This is a genomic window from Actinacidiphila sp. bgisy144 (genome assembly GCF_057708105.1).
In genome coordinates this window covers 52,105-72,411 of the sequence record NZ_JBYIRM010000003.1, presented here as the reverse complement: position 1 = coordinate 72,411, position 20,307 = coordinate 52,105, and the positions used below count along the sequence as shown (strand labels likewise).

Annotated in this window: 17 protein-coding genes; 8 read left to right on the top strand and 9 right to left on the bottom strand. The window is 74.6% G+C overall.

Going from position 1 to position 20,307, the window contains the following annotated elements:
- Window position 1: 1 nt before the first annotated feature.
- Window positions 2–964, bottom strand: coding sequence for an alpha/beta hydrolase family protein (locus AC3EVP_RS04905; RefSeq protein WP_435126467.1), 963 nt, complete (start codon window positions 962–964; stop codon window positions 2–4).
- A gap of 239 nt (window positions 965–1,203) precedes the next feature.
- On the bottom strand, window positions 1,204–1,983 hold the full coding sequence (locus tag AC3EVP_RS04900) for an NAD(P)H-dependent oxidoreductase (protein ID WP_435126464.1): 780 nt from the start codon (window positions 1,981–1,983) through the stop codon (window positions 1,204–1,206).
- A 156-nt stretch (window positions 1,984–2,139) separates the two neighbouring features.
- Between AC3EVP_RS04900 and AC3EVP_RS04895 the strand changes: the two genes are divergently transcribed.
- Window positions 2,140–3,072 carry a helix-turn-helix transcriptional regulator gene (locus AC3EVP_RS04895; protein ID WP_435126461.1) on the top strand — a complete coding sequence of 311 codons (933 nt, stop codon included), beginning with the start codon at window positions 2,140–2,142 and terminating at the stop codon, window positions 3,070–3,072.
- On the opposite strand, the gene AC3EVP_RS04890 is transcribed toward AC3EVP_RS04895, so the two are convergent.
- Both AC3EVP_RS04890 and AC3EVP_RS04885 read right to left on the bottom strand, forming a co-directional pair.
- Entirely contained in the window at window positions 2,986–3,342 is a 357-nt protein-coding gene (locus tag AC3EVP_RS04890) for a DoxX family protein (RefSeq protein ID WP_335981097.1), read from the bottom strand. The genes AC3EVP_RS04895 and AC3EVP_RS04890 overlap by 87 nt on opposite strands.
- A gap of 219 nt (window positions 3,343–3,561) precedes the next feature.
- Complete coding sequence (locus tag AC3EVP_RS04885) at window positions 3,562–4,233, bottom strand: HAD family hydrolase (RefSeq protein WP_435126457.1); 672 nt, start codon at window positions 4,231–4,233, stop codon at window positions 3,562–3,564.
- Between the two features lie 235 nt (window positions 4,234–4,468).
- Between AC3EVP_RS04885 and AC3EVP_RS04880 the strand changes: the two genes are divergently transcribed.
- Both AC3EVP_RS04880 and AC3EVP_RS04875 read left to right on the top strand, forming a co-directional pair.
- Window positions 4,469–5,038 carry a hypothetical protein gene (locus tag AC3EVP_RS04880; RefSeq protein WP_335981100.1) on the top strand — a complete coding sequence of 190 codons (570 nt, stop codon included), beginning with the start codon at window positions 4,469–4,471 and terminating at the stop codon, window positions 5,036–5,038.
- 171 nt (window positions 5,039–5,209) lie between these two features.
- On the top strand, window positions 5,210–6,535 hold the full coding sequence (locus tag AC3EVP_RS04875) for a serine hydrolase domain-containing protein (RefSeq protein WP_435126455.1): 1,326 nt from the start codon (window positions 5,210–5,212) through the stop codon (window positions 6,533–6,535).
- A 59-nt stretch (window positions 6,536–6,594) separates the two neighbouring features.
- Here AC3EVP_RS04875 and AC3EVP_RS04870 read toward each other — a convergent pair whose 3' ends face one another.
- Window positions 6,595–7,788, bottom strand: a complete 1,194-nt coding sequence (locus AC3EVP_RS04870; protein ID WP_435126452.1) for a peptidoglycan-binding domain-containing protein — start codon at window positions 7,786–7,788, stop codon at window positions 6,595–6,597.
- A gap of 203 nt (window positions 7,789–7,991) precedes the next feature.
- On the opposite strand from AC3EVP_RS04870, the gene AC3EVP_RS04865 reads away from it, so the two are divergent.
- Window positions 7,992–10,058 (top strand): MFS transporter, encoded by a 2,067-nt coding sequence (locus AC3EVP_RS04865; protein ID WP_435126448.1) that lies wholly within the window; start codon window positions 7,992–7,994, stop codon window positions 10,056–10,058.
- Here the strand turns inward: AC3EVP_RS04865 and AC3EVP_RS04860 are convergent.
- Together AC3EVP_RS04860 and AC3EVP_RS04855 are read right to left on the bottom strand one after the other, a co-directional pair.
- The gene (locus AC3EVP_RS04860) at window positions 9,955–10,221 is read right to left on the bottom strand and encodes a DUF397 domain-containing protein (protein ID WP_435126446.1); all 267 of its coding nucleotides are present in this window, start codon (window positions 10,219–10,221) and stop codon (window positions 9,955–9,957) included. The two genes, AC3EVP_RS04865 and AC3EVP_RS04860, sit on opposite strands and share 104 nt — an antisense overlap.
- 21 nt (window positions 10,222–10,242) lie before the next feature.
- Window positions 10,243–11,097 (bottom strand): helix-turn-helix domain-containing protein, encoded by an 855-nt coding sequence (locus tag AC3EVP_RS04855; RefSeq protein ID WP_435126443.1) that lies wholly within the window; start codon window positions 11,095–11,097, stop codon window positions 10,243–10,245.
- A gap of 440 nt (window positions 11,098–11,537) precedes the next feature.
- Here AC3EVP_RS04855 and lanKC point away from each other — a divergent pair, with 440 nt between their 5' ends.
- The 4 genes from lanKC to AC3EVP_RS04835 all read left to right on the top strand — a co-directional run bounded on the left by lanKC (window position 11,538) and on the right by AC3EVP_RS04835 (window position 18,409).
- Complete coding sequence (lanKC, locus tag AC3EVP_RS04850) at window positions 11,538–14,531, top strand: class III lanthionine synthetase LanKC (RefSeq protein ID WP_435126440.1); 2,994 nt, start codon at window positions 11,538–11,540, stop codon at window positions 14,529–14,531.
- Between the two features lie 105 nt (window positions 14,532–14,636).
- On the top strand, window positions 14,637–14,756 hold the full coding sequence (locus AC3EVP_RS04845; RefSeq protein WP_335981110.1) for a SapB/AmfS family lanthipeptide: 120 nt from the start codon (window positions 14,637–14,639) through the stop codon (window positions 14,754–14,756).
- A gap of 150 nt (window positions 14,757–14,906) precedes the next feature.
- Window positions 14,907–16,658: an ABC transporter transmembrane domain-containing protein gene (locus AC3EVP_RS04840; protein WP_435126436.1), complete on the top strand. Its 1,752-nt coding sequence runs from the start codon at window positions 14,907–14,909 to the stop codon at window positions 16,656–16,658.
- Between the two features lie 5 nt (window positions 16,659–16,663).
- Entirely contained in the window at window positions 16,664–18,409 is a 1,746-nt protein-coding gene (locus AC3EVP_RS04835) for an ATP-binding cassette domain-containing protein (RefSeq protein ID WP_435126796.1), read from the top strand.
- 70 nt (window positions 18,410–18,479) lie between these two features.
- Here AC3EVP_RS04835 and AC3EVP_RS04830 read toward each other — a convergent pair whose 3' ends face one another.
- Together AC3EVP_RS04830 and AC3EVP_RS04825 are read right to left on the bottom strand one after the other, a co-directional pair.
- Window positions 18,480–19,301 carry a response regulator transcription factor gene (locus AC3EVP_RS04830; protein WP_435126433.1) on the bottom strand — a complete coding sequence of 274 codons (822 nt, stop codon included), beginning with the start codon at window positions 19,299–19,301 and terminating at the stop codon, window positions 18,480–18,482.
- Between the two features lie 294 nt (window positions 19,302–19,595).
- Complete coding sequence (locus AC3EVP_RS04825) at window positions 19,596–20,237, bottom strand: TetR family transcriptional regulator (protein ID WP_435126431.1); 642 nt, start codon at window positions 20,235–20,237, stop codon at window positions 19,596–19,598.
- Window positions 20,238–20,307: the final 70 nt, after the last annotated feature.

The following is a 20,307-nucleotide window of genomic DNA, read 5'->3' as shown; positions in this document are numbered from 1 at the left end:
TTCACGCGTCCTTGCTCTCCAACTTCCCCAGCGGGCTGGGGGCTTCGGCCAGTGCGGCGGCCGCGTCCTGCCAGGCGGCGTCCGCCGGGTCGAGGGCGCTGCGCAGGTAGGCGGTGCTGAGCTGCTGGAGGAGCGCGACGCGCGCCGGGTTCTCGTCGGTGGTGGCGGTCGAGGAGTAGCCGTTGATGCCGCCGAGCGAGTGCTCGGCGCCGTACAGCGTGAGCAGGCTCTTGGCGCCGGGGCTGTAGAGGTAGGGGTCCACGAACCAGTCGGGGCCGCGGGTGGACAGCGCGGACTGGTCGTGGTCGCCGGCGACGATCAGCGCCGGGGCGGTCATGGCGTCGAAGGACGGCCGCATGAACGAGAAGTGCTCGGCGGCGAACGGCGTCAGCTCGTCGCCCAGCCCGGTCAGGGCGAACAGGACCCCGGCCTTGACGCGGGGGTCGGTCAGGTCCTCGCCGGGCACGCCGTCGGCGGTGAGGACGCGGGCGCCGAGCAGGGTGCTGACGCTCTGGGCGCCCCAGGAGTGCCCGGCCACCGCGACGCGGTCGCGGTCGACCCGCCCGCCCAGGCCCGGCACGGCGGCCAGCAGCGTGTCGAGCCCGTCCAGCACGCGGGTCAGGTCCTCGATGCGGAACCGCCAGATGTGCGGGGTGCGGGGGTCCTCGGGCGCGACGGCGAGCGTCCTGGAGTCGAGGTGGGTGGGCTGGAGGACCACGAAGCCGTGGGCGGCCCAGTAGTCCGCGAGCGGGGCGTAGTCGTCCATCGACTGGCCGAAGCCGTGCGAGAAGAGGACGACGGGCAGGTCGCTGCCTTCGGTGGGGGCGGAGACGCGGACCTGGAGGTCCGCGCCGCGCGCGGTGCCGCCGGGCAGCAGGACCGGCCGTACGGAGATGACGCCCGCGGGGGCGGCGGGAGCGGGCGCGGCCGGGTCGTTCAGGGTCGCGGTGGTGGAGTCGGACATGGGAGTGCCTTGCTTTCCTCGTCGTTCACGGGGCCGACCCGGTTTGCGGCGATGCCGCCCGGGCCGGGTGGCGGGCGAGGACCGCGTCCTGGACGGCGCGCCGCGGCAGGAGGACGGCTGGGCCGACCTCCGGTCCGCGCACCACCGGGACGAAACGGAACCTCGCTCCGCAAACGATACGGAACGAGGTTCCGATTCGCAAACGCCTGGGTCGCCGCCCCCCTTACGACCGGCCCGCCTCAGCCGCGCACGTGCAGCCCGAAGCCCGTACGGCCCGCCGGCTCCAGCCCCTCCTTCAGGTGCAGCGACGGGATCTCGTAGTCGCCGAAGTTCTGCGGCCGGAACGCGATCGGCTCGGTGGTCTCCAGGGTGAGCAGGCGCTCCTCCCAGGCGCCGGCGGCGGCCGCGTACTCCTCGTCGGTCATCCGGCCGGTGCTGTGGAGCACGAACGGCGGCAGCACCTCGAAGCCCGGGTAGTAGAGGATGCCGTGCTGGATCGGGAAGAGCAGGTCGTCGATGGGGCCGTTGATGCCGCGGGCGGCGTAGTGCGACGCCGGGCCGCCCGTGGTCACCGACAGCAGCGCCCGGCGGCCGGCCAGCGAGCCCTCGCCGAAGCGGTCACCGTACTTCGTGTCACTGTGCTCGCCGACGCCGTAGGCGAAGTGGAAGGTGAACACCCGGTCCACCCAGCCCTTGAGGATGGCCGGCACCGAGTACCACCACAGCGGGAACTGGAAGATGACCGTGTCGGCCCACAGCAGCTTCTCCTGCTCGGCGCGCACGTCCGGGCTCAGCGTCCCGGTGTCGAAGGCCCGGCCGGAGTCGCGGGCGACCTGGAGCGGGTTCGAGGCGTGCGGGCCGTAGTCCGCGGCGTCCACCACCGCCTTCCAGTCCATCGCGTACAGGTCGCTCACCCGCACCTCGTGGCCGGCGGCCTCCAGCGTGGCGACCGCGAGGTCCTTCAGCGAGCCGTTCAGCGACTTCGGCTCCGGGTGGGCGTGCACGATCAGCGTCTTCACGGGGGTTCCTCGGGGATCGGGTGCGGGTGGATCGGGACGCCTTCGATCCTGGGCGTTGCGTGTCCTGTTGTTCAGGGGCGCCGATTCCGTCGGACCGGACTTCCTGGTACCGGCAGGGCCACCTTCGCCGGCGGCGCGGCGGCCCATACTGGGCGCATGGACGATCTCGCCGGTTTCCTGCGGACCAGGCGCGCCCGGGTCGACCCGGCGACCGTCGGGGTCACCCCGGACAGCCGCCGCCGGGTCGAGGGGCTGCGCCGGGAGGAGGTCGCGCACCTGTCCGGGGTCAGCGTCGACTACTACGTACGGCTGGAGCAGGGCCGCGCGACCCAGCCGTCCGCGCAGGTGCTCGACGCGCTCGCCCGCGTCCTCGGCCTCGACGAGACCGAACGCGACCACCTGTGCCGGCTGGCCGGCCAGCCCCGCCGCCGCACGCCCACGCCGGGTGGCCGGGTCCGGCCCGAACTGCTGCGCATCCTGCACCTGGTCGGCGACACCCCCGCGATGGTCGTGGACCACCGGATGGACGTGCTCGCGGCCAACCGCCTGGCCAGGCTCCTCTACGGCCGGCCGGTGCCGGGCCTGAACACCGCCCGGTACCTCTTCCTGGAGGAGGCCGAGCACGGCCTGTTCGGCGGCTGGGACGACTGCACCACTGACGTCGTCGGGCACCTGCGGCTGGCCGCCGGGAAGTACCCCGACGACCCCCGGCTGGCCTCGCTCATCGGCGAACTCGCCATGGGCAGCGAGCGCTTCCGCCGGCTCTGGGCCCGCGCGGACGTGCGCGCCCGCACCCACGGGCCCAAGTCGTACCGGCATCCCCTGGTCGGACTGCTGGAGCTGCACCAGGAGAACTTCGCGCTGCCCGACGGGTCGGGCATGGAGCTGGTGGTGCTCACCGCGGCCGCGGGCAGCCCTTCGGAGGACGGGCTGCGGCTGCTCGCGGGGCTGGGCGCGGACGGCGCCGAGCCGCGCCCCACGGCCGTCCGCCGCCCGGTGCCGTCACCAGGGGCCGCGGTCCGCGAGGCCCAGGACCAGCGCGGCGACCGCGGTGGCGAGGAAGACGATCCCGCCCACGATGTTGCGTGAACCCACCCGCAGGTGGGCGATGATCGCGCCGACGAAGTAGAGGACCAGCCCGCAGGCGGCGAGCGTGCCGAACACCGGCACCGCGAGCCCGGCGGCCAGCCCCACGGTGCCGGCGGCGAGCAACAGGCCCAGCACCGGCACCCACTTGCGGGCGATCCCCTTCATGTCCGCCTGGGTCTTGGGGTATTCGTGGCCGATCAGGTACGTGACGGCGGCGGCGCCGTTGAAGACCACCCCGACCAGGGTGACCGTGAGGTAGGCGGCGAACACGTGCGCTCCGTTCGGTCGGGCGGGCGCCCCGCTGCGGGACGCCGCTGCCCGAACGAACCGGCGAGCGCGCGGGTTTGTGACACCCGGGTGCGGGCGGGGTGCCGTGGTGAACGGCCCGCGCGCGCGGGGGTGCCGCGGTGAACGGCCCGTGCGCGCGGGGTGCGCGCCGTGAACGGTCAGGTGGCGAACGGTCGGATGGCCGCTGCCAGGCGGTGACCGTCAGGCGGTGACCGTCACCACGAAGGTGCCGTCGTCCGTGAAGCGCACCTGGACGTGCTCCAGGGACGGGGCGTGCGCGCTGGGCTGCTGGGCGGCCGCGCGGGGGCCGACGCCGACGACCCGCATCCCCGCAGCGCGGGCCGCCGCGATGCCGACCTCGGCGTCCTCGAAGACGAGGCAGTCCTCGGGGGCGAAGCCCAGTTCGGCGGCGCCCTTCAGGAAGCCCTCGGGGTCGGGCTTGCTGGCGCTGACGCGCTCCGCGGTGACCCGGACCTCGGGCATCGGCAGGCCCGCCGCGTCCATCCGGGCCCGCGCCAGGTTGCTGTCGGCGGAGGTGACCAGCGCGTGCGGCCGCCCCTGGAGCGCGGCGAGGAACGCGGGGGCGCCGGGGATCGGCACGACGCCCTCGGTGTCGGCGGTCTCCTCGGCCTGGAGCACGGCGTTCTCGGCGAAGTTCTCGGCCATCGGCCGGTCCGGGAAGAGCAGGGCCATCGTGGCGTGGCCCTGGCGGCCGTGCACGATCGACAGGACGTACTCCGCGTCCAGGCCCTTGCGCTCGCACCAGCGCCGCCAGCAGCGCTCCACGACGGCGTCGGAGTTCACCAGGGTGCCGTCCATGTCCAGCAGCAGCGCGCGGGCGCGGAACTCGGCGGACGGGGTGGACGGCGTCATGGAACTGCTCCCTGGGGTTCTGGGGTCTGGGGGCCGCTGGAGCCACGGTGTGCGCGGACGAAGCGGGGGCGGCCGCTCCGGCTGGCGCCGCTGCGACCGCCCCCGACGGTGACTCCGTTACTCCGTGGCCCCGCCCGCCGGTCAGGGGAGGCGGGCGGAACCACTTTGTTCCATCACGATACAAAAGATGTGGCCCGTGCGCCACCCCCGGCTCCGCCGGCCCTAGACTCGCCGCATGCCCACGGAACCCTTCGGGCCGCTCCAGTTCCAGCTGGTGCTGCTGCGGCGGATGGCCGACCACCAGCCGGACCTGGTCGACGACGCGCTGCGCACGCTGGGCGTGAACCACACCGACGTGCGCGAGGCGAACCGCCGCTGGCAGGCGCGGCTGCACAGCCGGACGTTCCCGGGTGGCGAGGCCCGCTACCGTACGGCGCTCGGGCCGCCGGAGGACGTACGCGAGCAGCGGGCCGGGGACCTGGCGCTGCGCGCGGCGCGCTGGCCCGTACCGCTCTGGCCGCACCTGCGGTTCGAGGTGGTGACCCTGCCGGGCGGCGGGGGCGGGGTGGTCAACGAGTGGCTGGTGCGCGCTCCGGGGGCCGAACCGCCCCGGCTCGCGGCCGTGGCGGACCTGCTGCCCTGGTCGTGCACCGTGGACGACGCCGCCCGCGCCTTCCCCCCGGCCGCGCCGCTCCCCCCGGACGCCCCCTCCCGCGCCCGCCTCTCCCTGACCGACCCCCTCACCGCCAACCGCCTGGTCGCCCACTTCACCTGGGGCCTCCTCCAGTACGTCGCGGACCGCTGAGCCCCACCGAGCGAGGCTTGCCGGTGAGGGGGAACCCTCCCCCCGCGGATCGCGCGCCCCGGGATAGTTTGTTCCAGGGCCGCTTCGGGCCGCTTCGGGCCACTTCGGGCTGCGCGGGCCGGCGGCGTGGGCGCCTCGGCGCGCGGGGCGGATCGGACCAGGGGGTCGGCAGTGCTGTGGGACGGTCTGGACGAGTGTTGCGAGAGCGCGCTGAGCAACCACGGTTGCGCGTCGGTCTCGCTGGCCGTGGCCGAGCGCGGTGACGTCGTGCTGGCACGGGCCTACGGCGCTGCGGACGTCGCCGCTCGGCGGCAGGCGACTCCTGCAACCGTCTACGGGCTCGCCTCCATCACCAAGGCCCTCACCGCCACCGCGGTCTGCCTGGCCGCCGACGACGGCTTGCTCGATCTGGACGGCCCGGCCCCAGGGGACTACCCGTGGCCCGCGCCGACGCCGCGCCAGTTGCTCCGGCACCGCGGCGGGTTCCCGGCGTTCTACGCCTTCCACTACGACGCGGGCCCGATGCCGATCGACGTCGACCGTTACCGCACCCTCGTCCGCGCGCCCGACACCGACTTCGAGTACTCCAACCTCGGCTACCGCGAGTTGGGCCGGCTTCTGGAGGCGGCGACCGGGCAGAGGCTCGGCGACCACCTGCGCGAGCGGATCTTCGACCCGCTGGGCCTGCGCAGCTTTGCCTATGGCTCGGCCTATCCCGGGTCGGCGCCGGTCGCTCGGCCCTACTCCGTCGACGGGCGCGCCTACCCGGACTGCTTCAGCGGCCACCTCGCCGCGACCGCCGGCTGGGCCACCGCGAGTGATGTGGCTCTTTTCGCGCAGACATCGGCCCGCTTGCTCAGGCCCGAGACGGTCGCAGCGATGTACGACGCAGTGCCGATCAACGATCATGTCGGCTACGGATTCGGCCGCGTGGTCTCGCACGGTGCCGGGCCTGTGATCCGCAGCCACGGCGGCGGCATGGGCGGCGTCGCCGCCCTCATGATCGAGGTTCCCGAACGCGACCTCGCGATCGCCGTCCTCACCAACTCCACCAGCAAGGCAGCGCGCGACACGATCGTCGAGCACCTCCTGGGCGTCCTGGCACCCGGCGCCTCCGGCGACCACCTCAACCCCGTCACCGAGCGCAACCGTCCGGTGGCGCTGCCGGAAGGTGTATGGGAGGGCGAGATCGGAACCGCGGACGGGGAGGTCCCGCTGCGGATCAGGGTCCGCGCGGACCAGCAGGCCGAGATCCGGTTGGCCCACGGGAACAAGGTCACCACGCCGGTGGCGGCCTCACAGCGCTGGGACCTGCGCGCAAGTGCGCCGATCCAGCTGCCGACGGCCGATGCCCGTTTGAACTGCCCTGACTTCGCCGTCGAACTACGCGCCGAACGAGACCGCCTCGTCGGCCGGGCCATCGCCTACAAGGGCGGTGACCGGAACGGTTGGCTGGGTGCCTACCTCGTCCATCCTTGCGTGCTGCGCTCCCAGTGACTCGGCACCCCACCGGGGGACGCACCTGGTGGCCGCGACCGGCTGAGCCCGGCGGGAGGCTATTCGCTCGGGGTCTGGTGTTGGAGGGCGGCGCGGGTGTGGGGGCCGTAGATGCCGTTGTGGCTGCCGTCGGGGGCGTCGGAGACCCAGTACCAGGTCTGGAAGGTGGCCACCGCCAGCTTGACCTGGTTGTCGAAGACGCCGTCGATCGGGCCGGCGTAGCACCACACCTTGCTGAGGCGGCGCTGGAGGTCGGTGACGGCGGGGCCGGTGTCGCCGACCTGGAGCACCTGCGTGGTGGCGCTCGCGGGGGTCGTGGTGGTGCCCGAACCGTCCGAGGCGGTGTCCGTCGGGGTGGAGGTGCCCGAGGTGCCCGTGGTGGCCGTGGTGGTCGAGCCGTCCGAGGCGGACGGCGGGGTGGCCGCGGTCGCGTTCGCGGCGGACCCGGAGACCTGCTCGGTCGGCGCGGCGCCGGTGGCGGAGGGGGCCGTGCCGGCCGGATCGGCGGTGGCGGACGTCGAGGGCGTGGCCGAAGGAGTGGCCGTGCGGGGCGTGGCGGCCGCGGTGGTGTGGCCGGTCATGGCCGGGGCCGTCGACGCGGTGGCCTGGGTGGCGTCCGAGGGGAGGACCACGTCCGGCATCGAGGAGGACTGGTCGGGCAGGGCGCGGTCGGTGCCGGGCTGCTCGGTGCCGATGTGGCCGCTGACCGCCACGGCGCCCGCGGCGAGCGCGGAGGCGGCGACCGCGGCGGCGGCCACCACGATGCCGCGCCTGCGCCGCCGGTGGCGGCCGTGGGCGGCGGAGGCCGCGTGGAGGTCGGTGTCCTCGTCGTCGTCGGCGAGATCGCCGTGGCCCTGGCCCGCCGCGGGGAACAGTCCGAGGTCGGCGAACGCGGGCCCGCCGTCCGCGGGGCCGGGCGCGCCGTCGTACGGGTCGCCGTACGCGCCGGGCTGGTCGGTGTCGATCAGCTGCCGGACGGTGCTCTCGCCGGCCTCGCCGTCGGGTTCGGCGACGACGTAGGGCCGCAGGCGCAGCGGGTGGAAGCCCTCGACGGCCGCGACAGCCGCCGCGCGCTCCGCGGACCGCTCGGCCGCGCGTATCCCGCCCGCGTCGTCCTCGGCGGAAGGATATCCGGGGTGCCCCGTCGCGTGCGGGTCGTACGGCGGCGGCTGCTGCGGGTGGGGCTGCCCCGTGCGGGCGTACCCGCCGTCGTACGGGCCGTCCTCCGGCCTGCTCGGCTGCTGCGGCGCCACGGTGTTCCCCTCCCGCCGTTCGTACCCGGGTGCGCACGGTCCGTTCACACGGCGTACGCGAAGTCTCCGGTGATTATGCCGATCCGACACGCCCGAGGCACACCGCTTCGGCCCGGACGTGATGTCTTCCGCAGGCCATAACCGAACAAAGGGTGGCAATATGAGTTTCTGGCCCTCGGGGAGACGAGGCGAGGAGCTGCCACATGGCCCACACCAGCACCGCCACCGCGCCGGCGGCGGCACCGGGCGAGCAGCAGGACAAGCGGGCGGTGCGGATCGCGATCGGCGCGCTCGCGCTCGGGCTGCTGCTGGCCGCGCTCGACCAGACCATCGTGTCGACCGCGCTGCCCACCATCGTCAGCGACCTCGGCGGCATCGACCACCTGTCGTGGGTGGTGACCGCCTACCTGCTGGCGTCCACCGCGGCAACCCCGCTGTGGGGCAAGCTCGGTGACATGTACGGCCGCAAGCGGCTGTTCCAGTCCGTGATCGTGATCTTCCTCATCGGGTCGGCGCTGTGCGGGATCGCCCAGAGCATGGGCGAGTTGATCGCGTTCCGGGCGTTGCAGGGGCTGGGCGGGGGCGGGTTGATCGCGCTGTCCATGGCGATCGTCGGCGACATCGTGCCGCCCCGCGACCGCGGCCGCTACCAGGGCGTTTTCGGCGGGGTGTTCGGTGCCGCGAGTGTGCTCGGGCCGCTGCTGGGCGGGGTGTTCACCGAGCAGCTCTCCTGGCGCTGGGTGTTCTACATCAACCTGCCCATCGGCGTCGTCGCGCTGGCCGTGATCGCCGCGGTGCTGCACATCCCGGTGCGGCGTACCGCGCACCGGATCGACTACGCCGGTATGGCGGTGGTGGCCGCGGCGGCGACCTGCCTGGTGCTGGTCACCTCGCTCGGCGGCACCACCTGGCCCTGGGGCTCGGCGCGCATCATCGGGCTGGCGGTGCTCGGCGTGCTGCTGGTCGGGGTGTTCGTGCTGATCGAGCGGCGCGCGCAGGAACCGGTGCTGCCGCCCCGGCTGTTCCGGGTGCGCACCTTCCTGATCTGCTCGGCGATCTCCTTCATCATCGGCTTCGCGATGTTCGGCGCGATGACCTACCTGCCGACCTTCCTCCAGGTGGTGCACGGCTACTCGCCGACGCTGTCCGGCGTCCACATGATCCCGATGGTGGTCGGGCTGCTGCTGTCATCCACCGGCTCCGGCCAGATCGTCAGCCGCACCGGCCACTACAAGGTCTTCCCGATCCTGGGCACCGCGATCACCGCGCTCGGGCTGCTCCTGCTGCACCAGCTCGACGAGTTCACCGCGACCTGGCTGATGAGCCTGTACTTCTTCGTCTTCGGCCTCGGGCTGGGCCTGGTGATGCAGGTGCTGGTGCTCGCGGTGCAGAACGCGGTCGGCTACGAGGACCTGGGCTCGGCCACCTCCGGCACGACCTTCTTCCGCTCCATCGGGGCGTCCTTCGGCGTCTCGGTGTTCGGCACCGTCTTCACCAACCAGCTGTCGCACAAGCTGGGTTCTGCGCTGCGCGGGGTGCATGTGCCGGCCGGCTTCAACCCGGCCCAGCTCCAGGCCGACCCGAAAGCGATCGCCGGGCTGCCGAGCAGCATCAAGTCTCCGGTGCTGCACGCCTACGCGCAGTCCATCACCACGGTCTTCCTGTGGGCGGTGCCCGTCGCGCTGCTCGGCTTCGTGCTGGCCTGGCTGCTGAAGGAGCAGCCGCTGCGCGGGTCGGTGACGGCGCCGGACGCCAACGAGACGTTCGGCACCAATCCGGTGGAGCGCTCCTCGCTGGACGAGATCGCCCGCTGCCTGTCGGTGCTGGGCAGCCGGGAGGCCAAACGGGACCTGTACGTCCGGGTCACCGGAAAGGCGGGCGCGGACATCCATCCGGCCACCAGCTGGCTGCTGCTGCGGATCGCGCACCAGGGCGAGGCCGATCCGGTGGAGCTGGCCGAACACGCCACGGTGCCGGCCGAGATGATCGAGCGGTCCGCGGTGGAGGCGGAGAGCCGCGGGTTCGCGGTCCGGGCCGGCAACCCGCTGCGGCTGACCGACAGCGGGAAGGCGCTGGCCGAGCGGCTCGGGGCGGCCCGCCGCACGGTGCTGGCCGACCTGCTGGGCGACTGGGACACCGCGCAGAACTCCGAACTCGGGGCCCTCGTCACGAAGTTGAGCGCGGAGTTGTGCGGCGGCGACCACGACCGGCCGGAGCCGCCCGATCGGTCTGCGCGGTCGGCACGGCCGGCGCGGTCGGCGCGGCCTTGAGGAAGCGCAGGAACCGCGCCAGCTCCTTGCGGGTGGTGGTGAGTACCACCCCGGGGTTGTCGCTCTCCCTGAGGAGGACCGCGCCCCCGTGTGCGGCCAACTCGACACAGTCCCCGTTGTCCTGGGAGTAGGAGGACTTCTGCCAAGGCAGGAGCGCGGTCATGGGATGCGGCCCTTTCAGGGGTCAGAGGTCTCGGGCGATGCTGTGGATGAAGTCGCGCGACTCATCCCGGTCCAGCGCCACCTTCGTGAGGATCTCGAACCGGCTGAGGTAGTTGGCGAGTTGGGTGGCCGCGTGCAGCAGGATCACGCCGTGCGCGGAGTCGATCTGCACGGTGTCCAACTGGGGGACGGTGCCGCTCGCGTAGAGCATCGCGTGGCTGGAGCCGACATGCCCCTCGGAGGCGAACGGGATGACCCGCACGCTTATCTGGGGCAGGTGGCTCAGCTCCTGGATGTGCTCCAGCTGGGCCTTGGCCACCTTCGCCCCGCCGAACCGCATCCGCAGCGCGGCCTCGTGGACCAGCGCTTCGTACGGCGGGGCGGCCTCGCGGTGCAGGATCGCGGAGCGCTCCATCCGGTGGGCGACCCAGGCGTCCAACTCGTTGTCGGGCAGGGGCGGGACGGCGTGGCCGACCACTGCCCTGGCGTACGCCTCGGTCTGGAGCAGGCCGGGGACGTGGCTCACCTGGAGCGGGCGCAGGTGGACGGCGTGGTGCTCCATCTCGGAGATGTCGAGCATGCCGGCCGGCACCACCCCGCGGTAGGCCTCCCACCAGCCCTTGCGGCCATGCCCGTTGGCCATGCTGACCAGGGCGTCGACCAGGGCGGCGTCCCCGCATTCGTAGAACGCGGCCAGACGCCTTAACCGCTCCTCGCTGACACCGAGCCGGCCCGCCTCGATGTGGCTGACCTTCGCCGGGTCGGTGCCGAGCAACCGCGCTGTGTCGCGGGCGGTGATCCCCGCGGCTTCCCGCATCTTTCTCAGCTCCGCGCCTAGGCGCTCCTGGCGGGCGGTCGCGGTGCTCCTGAGCGGCATGGTGTCCCTTCGTGGTGCTGGTTTCCGAGTGTGCCGTTCCGCTCTCGCGGGGTCCAGATCGTTTCAGGAAATCCGTAACTAATCAGAGACAACGTTGCAGCGGTGCACTATTGCCCCATATGGGCTCGGCGATCTTTACTCTCCCATAGTCAACTCCCTTGCGCAGACGCCGTGTTGGCCGGGGCGTCCGGTGGCGGCGGCCGGATCGCCGCCGGTGGGGCGGAACTGCCGGGTGCGGCGGGAGGGTCGGGCGGGGCGGTGCGTTCACGCTGGGCGAACACCGAGCGCAGTCGCGGACGAACGCAACGTGGCGGCCGTCTGTCGTGTGATCCGGCTGTCCGACATATGCGTTCCACACGGCGATGAGGTGACAACGGTGACTTCACCCGATTCCGCTTCCGTGTCAGTCTCGGTGCCGTCACCGCGAAGAGGGGGGATCGATGGACAACCGCTACGAGGTCTTCTGCCTCGCCGACCGGCACTTCTACGAGAGCCTGGACCGGCTGTCCGCGACCGCCGGGGACACGGGTACGGCGGCCGGGAGCCGGGCGGCGGCGACCGGGCACCCGGCCGCCGTACCCGGGGCGGCGACCGGGGCCGCGGCCGCCGGGAGCACGGACCGCGCCGCCGTACCGCTCTTCGACACCGCGCGGCGGCCGGTACCCGCCGGCTGGCGCACCGTGCGCGAGGGCGACTGGCTGCACCTGGACCCGCCGGCCGGCGAGCGCGCCTACCCCGCGCAGGGCTGGAAGGTGCACGCCTCCGCCACCCTGGAGAGCGCCGACAAGGTCGCCGCGAAGGTCTGGGACTACTGCGTGCCGCGGAACATCCCGTTCAAGTTCGTGCCCGGCCCCCGGCTGCTGCACCTGCGCAACTCCAAGTACGCCGGGCGCGACACCTCGGGGAAGTTCGTCACCATCTACCCGCCCGACGAGCAGGGCCTGCGGGTCGTCCTCGACGAACTCGGGGCGCTCCTGGACGGCGAGCCGGGCCCGTACATCCTCACCGACCTGCGCTGGCGGCAGGGCCCGCTGTACGTGCGCTACGGCGCCTTCGCCAAGCGCTACTGCGTCGGCGGGCACGGCACCCTGGTGCCCGCGGTCGAGGACGGCAGCGGGCAGTTGGTGCCCGACGACCGCTCACCGGCCTTCCACGTGCCCGACTGGGTCACCCTCCCGCCGTTCCTGGCCCCGGAGTTGGCCGCGCGCAACGCCACCACCGTCGCCGACCTGCCCTACCGCATCGAGCAGGCCCTGCACTTCTCCAACGGCGGCGGCGTCTACGCCGGCACCGACACCCGCACCGGCGCCAAGGTCGTCCTCAAGGAGGGCCGCCCGCACGCGGGCCTCGCCTCCGACGGCGCCGACGCCGTCACCCGGCTGCGCCGCGAACGCGACGCGCTGCGGCGGCTGTCCGGGCTCGGCGTCGCCCCGGAACTGCGCGACTGGTTCACCGTCGGCGACCACCGCTTCCTGGTGATGGACTTCGTCGAGGGCAAGCCGCTCAACTCCTACTTCGCGCACCGCCACCCGCTGCTGCGGCCCGACCCCGACCCGGCCGGCGTCGCCGACTTCACCGCCTGGGCGCTGCGCATCCACGCCGGGGTGGCGGCGGCCGTCGCCAAGGTCCACTCGCGCGGACTGGTCTTCAACGACCTGCACATGTTCAACATCATGGTCGCGCCCGACGACGAGACGGTGTCCCTGCTGGACTTCGAGGCGGCCGCCCGCACCACCGACAACGGCCGCCAGGCCGTCGCCCACCCGGGGTTCGTCGCGCCGTCCGACCGCCGCGGCGCCGCCGTGGACCACTACGCGCTGGCCTGCCTGCGGCTGGCCCTCTTCCTGCCCGTCACCACGCTCTTCGCCATCGACCGCGGCAAGGCCGCGCACCTGGCGGAGGTGATCGGCCGCGAGTTCCCGGTGCCGGAGTGGTACCTGGCGGAGGCGGTGGACGAGATCACGCGGACGGCCGAGGAGGCCGAGGAAGCCCGCGGTGAACGGGCCGCCGCCGCAGCCGCCGCCCACGGCCCGGCCGGCGGGTACGGCGTCAACGGAACGGACCTGCGGGCGGGTTCACCCTCCCGCGATCTGCACGTGCACACCGGCGACCTCGCTCCCGCAGAAGACCGCGCCTCTGACCGCTGGTCAGAACGCGCCCCCGACCAGGCCCCCGGGCACGCCGCGGACCATGCCTTCGGCCACGGCGCCGACGCCACCGGCCTGCCCGCCGGCACCCGCCCCGGACCGCCGCGCCGCCACTACCTGCCCGCCGAGCCGGGCGACTGGCCCGCCGCCCGCGACTCCATGGCCGCCGCGATCCTCCGCTCCGCGACCCCCGACCGCGACGACCGGCTCTACCCCGGCGACATCGCCCAGTTCACCCCGGGTGGCGGCCTCAACGTCGCCCACGGCGCCGCCGGTGTGCTCTACGCCTTCGACCAGCTCGGCCTGCCCCGCCACGACGAGGGCGAGCAGTGGCTGCTCGCCCGCACCGCACACCTGCCGAACGGCATCCCGCTCGGCCTGTACGACGGCGTCGCCGGCATCGCCCACGTCCTGGACCGGCTCGGCCACACCGAACGCGCCCTCACCCTGGTGCGCATCCTGCTCGCCGAGAACTGGCAGCGGCTGGCCTCCGACCTCCACGGCGGCCTCGCCGGCATCGGCCTGGTGCTGGACCACCTCGCACTGACCACCGGCGAAGCCGACCTGCACGAACGGGCGTTGGAGGCCGCCGGGATCGTCGCCGCCCGGGTCGCGGCCGAGGCGGAAGCGGAAGCCGCGCGGCGCCGGCAGCACCCGGACGCCCGGCCCACCCGCCGCGCCGGACTGATGCGCGGCACCACCGGCGCCGCCCTGCTCTTCCTGCGGCTGTACGAGCGCACCGGCCTGCCCGGGCTGCTGGGCCACGCGGCCCGCGCGCTCACCCTCGACCTCGACTCCTGCGTCGCCACCGCGAGCGGCAGCCTCGAAGTGGACGAGGGCTGGCGCACCATGCCGTACGTCGGCGACGGCAGCGCCGGGATCGGGCTGGTCCTCGACGACCTGCTCGCGCTGGCCGGCCCCGACAGCCTCGACGAGCCGGTCCGCGCACGCTTCGAGCAGGCCAGGGCCGGGATCGTACGGGCCGCCACCGCGCGGCTGTACGCCCAGCCCGGACTGCTGGCCGGCCGGGCCGGGATGATCCTGCACCTCGCCCGCACCACCGCACCCGGCGTCCCCGACGGCGCTCTGGCCGCACAGGTCGACGCGCTCGGCTGGTACGGCATGGCGCACCGCGGCGCGCTCGCCTTCCCCGGGCACCAGATGATGCGGCTGTCCATGGACCTCGGCACCGGTACGGCGGGCTGCCTGCTCGCCCTCGGCGCCGCGCACGCCGGCCGGCACCCCGCACCCCGGCTGCCCTTCCTCCCCCCACCGCCCGCGCGTTGACCCGCGGGCCCCACGAACCGGTCCGGGCAGCGGCCCGGACCGCGCCAGAACCTGGCGACCAGCCGCCGAACCCCTCGGCGACACCGATGGAAAGGAACACCTGACATGGCCCTTCTCGACCTTCAGGACATGGAGCCCGCCGAGCACGGACACGGCGCCGACAACGCCAGCTCGCTCAGCCTGCTGAGCTGCGTCAGCTCGGTGAGCTTCCTGATCTGTCTGTGACGCGACCGCCCGTGGCTCCACGGCGGTACGACCGGTGACCCGAGGCCCTGTCCGACAGGGCCAAGCCCCGCCCCCAGCACCCGGGGGCGGGGCCCCGGCATGCCCGCCGCCGCGCCCCCGCACACCCCCGCCCCGCCGGAGGAGGACCGCATGGCCGACCACGCCCCGCCGCCCCCCGTGCTGCGGCCCGCCGTACGCGGCAGCCGCACCGCCGTCGCCGCCGTCGCGGTGCTGGCCGGGCTCTCAGTGGGCCTGGGCCTGCTGCTGCCCACGGTGCTCGGCCACGCCGTCGACCAGGTGCTGCGCGGAGACTCCGACGCGCCCTGGCCCGGCGGGAGTTGGGTCTGGACGTGCGCGGCGGTCGTGGCCGGGCAGGTGCTGGTCGGCACCACCAGCGATGTGCTCGCGGCCGTCTCCGGCGCCCGCGTCACCGCCTCGGTACGGCGCCGGGCCGTACGCCATGTGCTCGCCGCGCGGGTGGCGGGCGGCGGCGACCTGGTCACCCGGCTGGTCGGCAACGCCGCCGACGCGGGCGCCGTACCGGCCGCCGCAGCGACCCTGCCGGCCGCCGTCGGCGCCCCGCTCGGCGGAATCGTCGCCCTCTTCCTCACCGACCCCTGGCTGGCGGCCGCCTTCCTGCTCGGCGCCCCGCCGCTCGCCCTGCTCGTGCGGCGCTTCGCCCGCGCCTCCGCCGACAGCGTCGCCCGCTACCAGGACGCCCAGGGCCGGATCGCCGCCCGCCTGGTCGAGGCGATCGGCGGCGCCCGCACCATCGCCGCCGCCCGCACCGAGGAGCGCGAGGCCGCGCGGGTACTGGCGCCGCTGCCCGAACTCAGCACCCAGGGACACCGGATGTGGCACGTCCAGGGCCGGGCCACCGCACAGGCCGCCGTCCTGGTGCCGCTGCTCCAGATCCTCGTCCTCGCCGTCGGCGGACTGCGGCTGGCCCAGGGCGACCTGACCGTCGGCGGGCTCCTCGCCGCCTCCCGCTACGCGCTGCTCGCCTCCGGAATCGGCACCGTGGTCGGGCAGTTGGGCGCCCTCGTCCGCGGCCGGGCCGCCGCCCGCCGGATCGCGGGCGTGCTCGCCGTGCCCGCACCCGCCCACGGCACCGACCTGCTGCCCCGCTGCGGCCCCGGCACCCTCGAACTGCGGGGCGTCACCGTCACCCGCGGCGGCACGACCGTCCTGGACCGCCTCGACCTGACCGTGCCCGGCGGCAGCTGCGTGGCCGTCGTGGGGCCGTCCGGCGCCGGCAAGTCCGTACTGGCCGAACTCGCCGGGCGGCTCACCGACCCCGACGAGGGCACCGTGCTGCTCGACGGCCGCCCGCTGGCCGCGCTCAGCCGCGCCGAACTGCGCGACGCCGTCGGCTACGCCTTCGAACGCCCGGTGCTGCTCGGCGACACCCTCGGCGACGCGATCGCCTTCGGACCGGGCGAGTTGGACCCCGGCGCCGTCACCCGCGCCGCCCGCGCGGCCGGCGCCGACGGCTTCGTACGGCGCCTGCCCGCCGGCTACGCCACCCCGCGCGCCGACGCCCCCCTGTCCGGCGGCGAGGCCCAACGCATCGGCCTGGCCCGGGCGTTCGCGCACGGCGACCGGTTGCTCGTGCTCGACGACGCGACCTCCAGCCTGGACACCGTCACCGAACGGCACGTCGCCCGCGCCCTTCTGCACGACCCGCGCGGCCGCACGCGCCTGCTCACCACCCACCGCGCCGCCACCGCCGCCCGCGCCGACCTCGTCGCCTGGCTCGACTCCGGCCGGCTGCGCGCCCTGGCCCCCCACCGGGAGCTGTGGCAACAGCCCGCCTACCGCGCGCTGTTCGCCACCGCTGCGGCCGAAGGCAGCGCGCCAGGGGAGCCGCTGGCCGCGGTGGCGGGGGAGGGGGAGAAGTGAACGGGATGCGGGGGTATCTGCGGGGCAGGCTCGGGGCGTTGGCGGTGCTGGCCGGGTGGTCGGTGGTGGAGTCGGCGCAGACGTTCGTGGTCGGCTACGCCGTCGCGAAGGCACTGGACGAGGGCTTCCTGCGCGGGCGCGACGCGGCCGGCCTGTGGTGGCTGGCGCTGGCGGCGGTGGCGGTGCCGGTCGGCGCGTACGGGACCGCGCGGGTCTACCGGGGGCTGGCCGGGCTGGTGGAGCCGCTGCGGGACGGCCTGGTGACGCGGGTGGTGCGCGACGGGCTGCGGGCGGCGGTGCGCGGGCGGGGCAGCGGCGAGGGCGCCGTGGTGTCGCGGCTGACCCACCAGGTGGAGATCGCGCGGGACGCCTTCGGCGGACTGGTGCTGGTGGTGCGCTCGTTCGCGTTCACCGCGATCGGCGCGCTCACCGGGATGTGCGCGCTCGCGCCGGTGCTGCTGCTGATCGTGCTGCCGCCGCTGGCCGCGGGAGTGGCGCTGTTCGCGGCCGGGCTCGGCCCGCTCGCCCGCCGCCAGCACGCCTACCTCGCCGCCGACGAGGCGCTCGCCGCGGAGTGCGGCGCCCTCGCCGGCGGACTGCGCGACATCACCGCGTGCGGCGCGGAACCCCTGATGGCCGCGCGCGCCGACGCCCGGACCGGCGCCGCGCTCGACACCGCCCGCGCGCTCGCCCGCTGGGGGGTGCTGCGTGCCGCCGCCCTCGCCGTCGGCGGCCAACTCCCCGTGGTGCTCCTGCTGGTGGCCGCGCCCTGGCTGATCCGCACCCACCGCCTCACCCCGGGCGACCTGCTCGGCGCGCTCACCTACCTCACCCAGTCCCTGCAACCGGCGCTACAGAACCTGGTGCACACGCTGGGCGCGGCCGGCACCCGGCTCGGGGTCGTGCTGCGGCGGATCGGGGGGGACGACGGCGCCGGCGGGGGCAGCGATTCCGGCGACGGTGTGCCGGCCCAACTCGGTCCGCGGGAAGCGGAGATGGGGCATCCGGACCCGCCCGGGTGCGTCCTGCATCTGCGGCACGTGACCTTCGCCTACGGTCCCGGAGCCGAACCGGTCCTGCACGACCTGGAGTTGGCGCTCCACGCGGGTGAACACCTGGCCGTGGTCGGCCCGAGCGGCATCGGCAAGTCCACGCTTGCCGCGCTCACCGCTGGCCTGCTGCGTCCCGACCGCGGCGACGTACGGACCGCGGGCCGCCCCGCGCTCGTCCCGCAGGAGGCATACGTGCTGACCGGCACCGTACGGGAGAACCTGGCCTACCTGCGGGAGGACCCGGTGCCCGACGCCGAACTGCTCGCCGCGGCAGGCGCGGTGGGCGCCGGCCCCCTGGTGGAGGCGCTCGGCGGGCCGGACGCCGAGGTCGACCCGGCCCGGTTGTCCGCGGGGGAGCGGCAGCTGCTCGCGCTGGCCCGGACCTACCTGTCCCCGGCGGGACTCGTCGTGCTCGACGAGGCGACCTGCCACCTCGACCCGGCCGCCGAGGCCGTCGCCGAGGAGGCGTTCGCCCGGCGTCCCGGCGGAACGCTCGTGGTGATCGCGCACCGGATCAGCTCGGCGCGGCGGGCCGGCCGGGTCCTCGTGCTGGACGGCACACACGCGGTGTGCGGCACGCACGAGGACCTGCCGACCCGTTCGGCGCTCTACCGCGACCTGGTGGGCGGCTGGTCCGCCGAGGCAGTGGCGGGTACGGGCGCGGCTACAGGTACGGCTACGGCTACGGGTACGGCGTGACGCGTACGGCGCGGTGCCGTATCCGACCGCCGTGCCCGGCGCCCGCCCGCCCGTACGCCGACGGCCGCCGTCACACCCATCCGGCGACCTGGGAGATCCGGATCGCGTCCACCCGGTTGCGGGCCCCGGTCTTCCGGGTGATCGAGGCGAGGTAGTTGCGCACGGTGCCGTGCGACAGATGCAGCCGGTGCGCGATCTCGGTGACCGGGGCACCCTCCGCGCTCAGCGACAGCACGCTCAACTCCCGCCTGGTCAACGGCATTTCGGCGGCGTGCAGAAACTCCACGGCGAGCGACTCGTCGACGAACCGTTTCCCCTGCGCGGCCTGCCGTACGGCCGTCGGGAGCCGGTCGGCCGACCGGTCCTTGTTCACGAACCCCAGCGCGTGCGCCTCGTGGGCCCGCCGCAGATCGCCGGGCTTGCCCGCGCCGGTCAGCACCACCAGCGCGCACCGGGCCCGGGTCAGCCCGCCCAGGGCCCCCGCGGTGGCGAGCCCGTGCGTGGTGGGGTGCAGCGGGCCGGTGCCGGCGGCTCCCCGCGACGCGGTGCTCCCGTTCGCCGCCCGGCCGCCGCTCACCGTGCGGGACCCGCCGCGGCCGCGCGTCCCGCTCCCGCCCCGTGCGGCGCCCGGGCTCGTACCTGCTCCCGCGCCGGCCGGGTCCCGCACCGGTCTGGCCGGACCGTCGAGCGGGCCGCCGCCCGCGCCGACGTGCTGCCGCCAGCCCGTACAGTCCGCGTCCACCACGCAGACGTCCGGCCGTAAGGCCCGCGCGGCCTCCGCCAGCAACGGCCAGGCCGTGTCCGTCACCTCGAAGTCCGCCTCCCGGCCCAGCAGCGCCGCCAGCGCGGAGCGCAGCAGGCAGGTGTCATGGGCCACCAGTACACGTATCACCGGGTCATCCCCCTCGCGTGGTCGCATCGGTGCGCCGCCCTGATCCCCCTGCGGGTGATGTCCGCGACCCCCGGGACGAACGCGAACCCATTCATACCCGGCGGATCACCCCGTGCGGGTGAACTTCCGTCCCAGCCGGGGGCAGAACAGGAGTGGCAGGAGGCGCCAGGAGCGCACTCTGCGCCGACGCGCGCCCTCCCTTCGAGGTAATCGACGGTAGTTGCGCCGATACCGAACGTGGTCGTGTGATAGGGGTGCGCGTGAGGTGCGCGGCCGGGCCGGGCGAGGGTGCCGCTACGCCGCCGCCGTGTCGAGCAGGCCGCAGACCGTGCGGATGTCCTCCGTCACCTCGGCGACCGAGGTGCGCCCCGAGATCCAGCCGACCAGCGCCGCGTGCCAGGTGTGCCCGATCACCCGGACGGCCGAGAGCAGCGCTTCCGGCGGCTCGGCGGCGGCGACGCTTCCGGCGGCCTCGGCCTCCGCCGCCCCCGGTCGGCCCATCGCCTCCACGATGATCGAGGTGGTCAGCCGCGAGGCGGTGTCCACCTGGGCGCGGACCGAGCGGTCGGCGAAGATCATCGCCCGGAACATCGCGTCGGCGAGCAGCGGTTCGCGCTGGAGCGCACGGAAGGCGCGCAGCAGGGTGTCGGCGACGCGGGTACCCGGGTCGGGGGCGGTCGGCGGCCGGGTGCGCAGCGCGCTCTGCAACTGCCCGAGCTGGTCCTCCATGACCGCCACCAGCAGGTGGATCTTGGACGGGAAGTAGCGGTAGAGGGTGCCCAGGGCGACGTCGGACAGCTCGGCGACCTCGCGCATCTGCACGGCGTCGAAGCCGCCGCCGCAGGCCAGTTCGGTGCTGGCGGCCAGGATGCGGTCGCGCCGGGCCGCCTGCCGCGCGGTCAGTGCCGGGGCCGGTGGCCTGGGGTGTGCGCTCATCCGTCCTGTCCTTAGCCGTGCGGTGCCGAGTCCGGCCGGGGTCGGGGCCGGGGCCCGCCGCGCCGTGGCC